Annotated in this window: 7 protein-coding genes; 1 reads left to right on the forward strand and 6 read right to left on the reverse strand. The window is 69.4% G+C overall.

What is annotated here, in order from left to right:
* Positions 1–637 precede the first annotated feature (637 nt).
* On the forward strand, positions 638–1,570 hold the full coding sequence (locus ACWEVS_RS45780; protein WP_452557478.1) for a phytanoyl-CoA dioxygenase family protein: 933 nt from the start codon (positions 638–640) through the stop codon (positions 1,568–1,570).
* A gap of 191 nt (positions 1,571–1,761) precedes the next feature.
* Here ACWEVS_RS45780 and ACWEVS_RS45785 read toward each other — a convergent pair whose 3' ends face one another.
* The 6 genes from ACWEVS_RS45785 to ACWEVS_RS45810 form a co-directional block, all read right to left on the reverse strand.
* Complete coding sequence (locus tag ACWEVS_RS45785) at positions 1,762–2,094, reverse strand: YnfA family protein (protein ID WP_452557480.1); 333 nt, start codon at positions 2,092–2,094, stop codon at positions 1,762–1,764.
* A gap of 85 nt (positions 2,095–2,179) precedes the next feature.
* The gene (locus tag ACWEVS_RS45790) at positions 2,180–2,395 is read right to left on the reverse strand and encodes a hypothetical protein (protein ID WP_452557482.1); all 216 of its coding nucleotides are present in this window, start codon (positions 2,393–2,395) and stop codon (positions 2,180–2,182) included.
* A 220-nt stretch (positions 2,396–2,615) separates the two neighbouring features.
* Positions 2,616–3,596 (reverse strand): CU044_5270 family protein, encoded by a 981-nt coding sequence (locus tag ACWEVS_RS45795; protein ID WP_452557484.1) that lies wholly within the window; start codon positions 3,594–3,596, stop codon positions 2,616–2,618.
* The gene (locus ACWEVS_RS45800; RefSeq protein ID WP_452557486.1) at positions 3,589–4,176 is read right to left on the reverse strand and encodes an RNA polymerase sigma factor; all 588 of its coding nucleotides are present in this window, start codon (positions 4,174–4,176) and stop codon (positions 3,589–3,591) included. The genes ACWEVS_RS45795 and ACWEVS_RS45800 overlap by 8 nt, the downstream gene beginning before the upstream one ends.
* Positions 4,177–4,457: 281 nt before the next feature.
* Complete coding sequence (locus tag ACWEVS_RS45805; RefSeq protein WP_452557488.1) at positions 4,458–4,901, reverse strand: MerR family DNA-binding protein; 444 nt, start codon at positions 4,899–4,901, stop codon at positions 4,458–4,460.
* Between the two features lie 12 nt (positions 4,902–4,913).
* Positions 4,914–5,682 (reverse strand): hypothetical protein (locus ACWEVS_RS45810; protein WP_452557490.1); only part of this gene is annotated, 769 nt, incomplete at its 5' end.

The raw sequence follows: 5,682 nt of genomic DNA on the forward strand, positions 1-5,682 counted from the left end.
TGGCATGGCCCGCCGCCTCACCCGAGGCGGACCCGCCCGACGGCAGCCCCGCTACGTCTGCGACTGATGCTGATCACCCATCTCAAACACGCCCTGACATTTCTCCGCGCTCAACACCAACCCCGACAGCCCGCCGGCAAAGACGAATCCTTCCGTCCCGGACGAAAAGTACTGGTGCCCTGCCGTAACCGACTGTGTCGTATTCGTGGCTGTCGAGTTAGGTGGGTCGTGTCGCCTGGTCTGCTGTGCTGCTCCTGTTCATCGGGAGGTGACGGGTGGCGGTTCGGCGGCGTCGTGTGGTGGGCGGGCGACAGAACGCGGTGCGCGTTCGGTTCACGGATGAGGAGTTCGCGGTCGTCTCGGACGCCGCGAGGCGAGCCGGGGTGTCGGTGCCGAACCTGGTGGCCACTGCAGTGCTGGGGTTGGCCGCGGCTGAGGGACTGTCGGCAATTGATCGGCGTGCGGTGGTGGAGGAACTGGCGGCGGTGCGCCGGTTTCGGCCCTCAGCTCCCGAACGTGTCCTCAGCCGCCAGGTAGCGGCGTTTGGTTCGGCTGATCTAACAGGGCTGAGGGCAGGGCGAGCCGTATGTGCGAAAAGTGATTGCCGCTGGTTGCCCGCGTGGATGATCATGGGTGGATGGACCTTGAGAGCGCGGCGCGGGACTGGCTGGCCGATGGCTTCGTGATCCTCCCGGGGTTCATCCCCGCCGAGGAGTTGGGAGCGGCGGTGAGCGAATTGGATCTGCTTTTTCCGTCCGCCGAGGGCTTCCATGACGGCACCGACCCGCGCCGCGAACGCTTCATCGGCGACGAGTTCGCCGGGATCGACACCTTCCCGTTCGCCAGCACCGAGATCAGCCTGCTTGCGGTGAACCATCGCATCCTGGCGCTCGCCCAGGCACTGCTAGATGACAACAGCATCCACCTCTACACGGCCGAAGCCTGGGCGAAGTACACCGGTGCTTGCGACTACGACCAGGACCTGCACCGCGACTACCTCAACCACACCCTGCTAGTGCCCAACACCGCTCCGGGCTGCCGGCAGTTGGAGATGTTCGTCTTTCTGTCCGACGTCCCCGAAGAGCTCGGGCCGCCGCACCTCCTTTCACGCAGGCACACCGCGGACATCCCCGCCGTCCCGAACTGGTTCCTGCGGCCGGGGCAGGAAAGCGACTGGCGATTCAACGATGACAGCGGTAGCCCCGAGATGTACGGCGCCGAGGTCTCCGGTGCCGGGCCCGCAGGAACCGTCATCGCTTTCGAAGCCGGCACCTTCCACCGAGGCACCCGACTGACAGCGCCTCGCGGCGCCCGCTACAGCATGCACCTGGGCTTCCGGCCGTCCAGCCTCTCATGGGGACAACGTGCCGGCTGGGCAGCGCGCGGCTTCGAACGAGAATGGGTCGCGTTCGTCCACCGCGCTACCCCTCGCCAACTTCAAGCCTTCGGGTTCCCCCCACCAGGCCATACCTACTGGACGCCGCAGACACTGACCGGCATGGCGCTGCGGTATCCGGAACTCGACCTCACACCCTGGTCGACCTCCGCTCCCGCACCGCATAGGTCGTGATGGCGCTCCGACGCCTTCGCGGGCTGTCGGGATTAGGCGATTTCCCAACACCCCGCAAGCCCAGCTCTCGACCGTCCAGAAAATCGAACATCGGGGGATGGAATACCGTACCGGGCGGGTGATTCGGGGCCGGAATTGACGACATCTAATCCCGACACCCTTCCGGGTTCGAATGAGTCGCGGCTGGCGGCTCAGCCGCGCGGCGCGTACATGATCACGGCGACTCCTGCCAGGCAGACCAGCGCGCCGATGACATCCCAGCGATCGGGCCGGAACCCGTCGACGACCATGCCCCACGCCAGCGATCCGGCGACGAACACGCCGCCGTAGGCGGCCAGGATACGGCCGAAGTTGGCATCGGGCTGCAGGGTGGCGACGAACCCGTACAGGCCCAGGGCGACGACGCCGGCGCCGATCCAGGCCAGGCCGCGCTGCTCGCGTACGCCCTGCCAGATCAGCCAAGCCCCGCCGATCTCGGCGAGCGCGGCCGCGGCGAACAACAGCAGTGAGCGGAGGATCGTCATAGCGGGCAGTACAGCGCATCCCGCAGGCCGCCCGACCAACGGGCGCCCGGCGGGGTCGCTGCCGGTGGTGTGATGGGGCGGGTGTTCAGCATCCGCAACCTCCGCCGCAGCCGCAGCTTCCGGCCGCCACAGATCTGCGGCGCGAGGCGCGCCGGTACCGCCACCACATGCCCGCCGCGGCGGCGATCAGCACGCCGGCGATGGCCAGCAGGGCCGGTTCGGCCAGCGCGGCTCCAGCCCCGGTGAGCAGCCCGGCCCCGATCAGCAGGGGCAGGGCGCAGCAGGCCGCGCACGCCAGCACCGCTAGCGCACCGCTAGCCCTCCGCTAACCGCGTGTCATCACGACCGCCGCTTTTACTGGCCATCGGTACCCCAAACGAGACCCGCCCATCACCGGCGGAGCCCCAAGTGCTGAAGACCTTAGCGTTGAGTGTGCTTCTCCTCACACCGGTTGTAAAGGTCGAGCACGAACTCAAGTAAGGACGCGGACGTATCCCGGCGCACACCCGCGTGACGCAGGCTCAGCCGCGCTGGCCGGGACGGTCGACGATCACCGACGCCAGCAGGGCCGTGCTCCACACCGCTCCCTTGCGGGCGACGGGTTCCGTCTCGCCGGGCCGCAGCTCATCCCGCAGCCAGACCGTCCGGCTACCCAGATAGCGGTAGGTGGTGGGGTCCAAGATCTCGTACTTGCGGCCAGGCCGTGCGTCACCGGCCTGCTCCTGCCAGACGCCCAGCCCGCTGCGGCCGGCGGCGTCGCTCACGCCCTGCTCGATCCGGACGCCGGGAATGAGAGCGAGAGCGCGGAACATGGCCGCCTCCAGCCGCGGTGGCATCGAACCGTACCTGCTCAGGTAGAGCATGATCACGGTGTACGCCCGAACGTCGGCGGGCACGACCTCCCTCGGAACCCCCTCCTCATGCGATCCCTTGATCCAGTGGCGGTCACGCGTGACCTTGGCCAGCAGCTTCCTCGGGTCGGTCGGCAGCTCGCGCAGCTTGGCGTCGTACTGCTGCGGCGACAGGTCGTCGTCGTCAGGATCCAGAGGATTGCCCTCGGGGCCGACGTGCAGTTTGCCGTCCTCGCCGTAGCCGGCGGCCTGCATGCCGTCGTAGCGCAGCCATTCCTCACTGGCCTCGGCCGTGTCCGAGTGCGGTTGTTTGTCCAGGGTCTTGGTGTAGTGCCACTGCGTCGGCAGCGGCACCGGGGGGCTCTCGCGCCTGCTCACCACCTCGGCGGCGCGGGCCAGCACCACATCGGAGTCGAGCCGGACGAGCGAGGGTGTGGCCACTGGCTCCTGAACGGGAAGGTGCGGCCGAAAAGCCGCCACGGCGACCGCGGCGGCGGCCCCCAACGCCCCGACCGCCAGCAGGCGACGCCCCAGTGCCCGCCTGCGCCCCAGCATCCGCGTCAGCAGCCGCCGCCGCTCCGGAATGATCCAGTCCTGGCCGGGTTCGGGCACCTCGGCCCGCCACTCGCGCAACGATCCCAGCTCATCCATCCGAGAACTCCTTTCGCGTCATCGCAGGGTCTGCTCCCCCGAGCGCCTGGCGCGTCCTGGTCCGGGCACGGTTCAGGCGGGATCTCACGGTGCCGATCGGTATGTCCAGCGCGCGGGCCACATCCTCGTAGGACATGTCGGCCCAGGCCACGAGTAACAGCACCTCCCGATCCCCGGGGGACAGGTGCATCAGAGCCGCCGCCAGCCCGGCCTGCTGCGCGGCGACCCGGTCGTCGACCCGCTCGGCGTACGGCTCGACGATCTCGTCCACGCCGGTGCGGACCAGTGCCCGGTAGAAGCGGATCTCCACCCGCCGATGCCGGCTGATGAGCCGGGCGGCGATGCCGTACAGCCATGGCTGCGCGTCTGGATGGCTCAGGTCGTAGCGACCGCGACGCTGAAAGGCCGCCAGGAACGCGTCGGAGACGATGTCGTCGGCCAGGGAAGGGCCCAGCCTCCGCGCGACGTAGCGCCGCAACGCGGGTGCGTGCCTCTCGAACAGGTCAGCGAAGGCCTCCGGATCACGCTCCGAACGCCGTATCAGCTCGGCGTCATCGGCCCTGGCGGATTCGTCGATCACATGCTGCTCCCGTCCCTACGCGTCGATTCGCCAGCTTTCGCCCGGACGGCCGAGGCGAGTTCACGGTATGAGATGTGATCTGCGTCACCTTACGATGGATCGCGGGGCGAGGGGGCGTCCACGACGCGGACCCGCTGGTTGATCACGTTGCCGCTAGCGCGGCCGTGACCTTACTGCACAGCGGCGGCCCGCCGCTGGCGGCGGGCTCGTCCGGCCCGCGGCCCGAAGGGATCAGGGGAAGAGCGGCTGATGCGCGGTGGTCGTGGTCGGCGCTCACGAGATCAGTTCTCCTCGGCGGTGCGATCGGCGGCCAGGTCGGCGAACGGCAACGGGCAGTCGGGGCAGGTGCAGTGGGTCAGGCTGTCGCAGCCGGCGCTGACCACCTGCCTCAGCGCGGCACGGATGGTGGTCAGGTCGGCGATGCGCGCCTCCACCTCGGCGATCTTGGCCTGGGCGCGGGCGCGCAGGTCCGGGGTGGGGTGGCCGCGCCGTCCGGTGTCGATGAGCTCGGCCACTTCCTCCAGGGTGAAGCCGAGCCGCTGGGCGGCTTTGATCACGGTGAGCAGGGTGACGGTCTCGGGCGGGTAGGCGCGGTGCCCGCGGGGGCTGCGCGCCGGTTCGGCGATCAATCCTCGGCGTTCGTCGTAGCGCAGGGTCTGCAGGTTGACCCCCGCTTGCTCGGCGACCTGCCCGCTGCGCAGGTACGGCCCGCCCCCACTCAGCACGATTGTCCTGCTTCACGCCGGCCGCTTTGCCGCCGCGCCCGCCCGCGCCTGCAGCGCGTCCAGCACCTCGACGTGCTCGCCCGGCACTGCCACCTCCAGCGCCAGGCCGCCGCTGGCCACGGTTAAGGTGAAGGCGAAGAAGGAACAGCAGCCGTTCTCCCGCGCCGCCAGCTCAGCGGCCCGCGCCGCGTGCTCAGGGGTGAAAGCGAGCTCCAGCCGCAACCGCGTGCGCTCCGGTCGCTGCACAGCCTGCACCGCGTCGGCGAACCAGGCGTCGAACTCGGCCACCCGCAGCGGTCGGCAGCGTGCAGGCTGCCGGCGCCCACGCGCCAGCGGCAGATCCCCCAGCTCGTCGGCCAGCTGATCCAACCGCCTGATGTCGGCGGAACCCGGCGGGCCGATCAGGTCGGCCAGCAGCTCAATGGAAGCCTGCCGGGCCAGCAGCTCCAGTCGCACCGGCTCGATGCCCAGACGCTGCCAGCCAACATCGCGCCGGGTGGTGATCAGCGCGTGGCCATGGGTCAGCCGGGCAAGGTACGGCTCGACGTCGGCGACCTCGTCGACGTTGTCGAAGATCAGCAGCCAGCCGGGATGGGCGGTCAGCCAGGTCAGTGCCCAGGCGGCGGCCTCCTCGGTGGTGGCTGCCGCGGCGGCCACCGAATCGGTCGCGGTGGCCAGCGCGCGGGCTAGAAGACCACTGAAGATCTTGCGTTGTGGCCTCGCCTCAGATGATGCGAGGCCAGACTCACTTGTGTGCAGGGTGAATGGGCTGGGGAACTGG

Source organism: Nonomuraea sp. NPDC003754 (assembly GCF_053605785.1).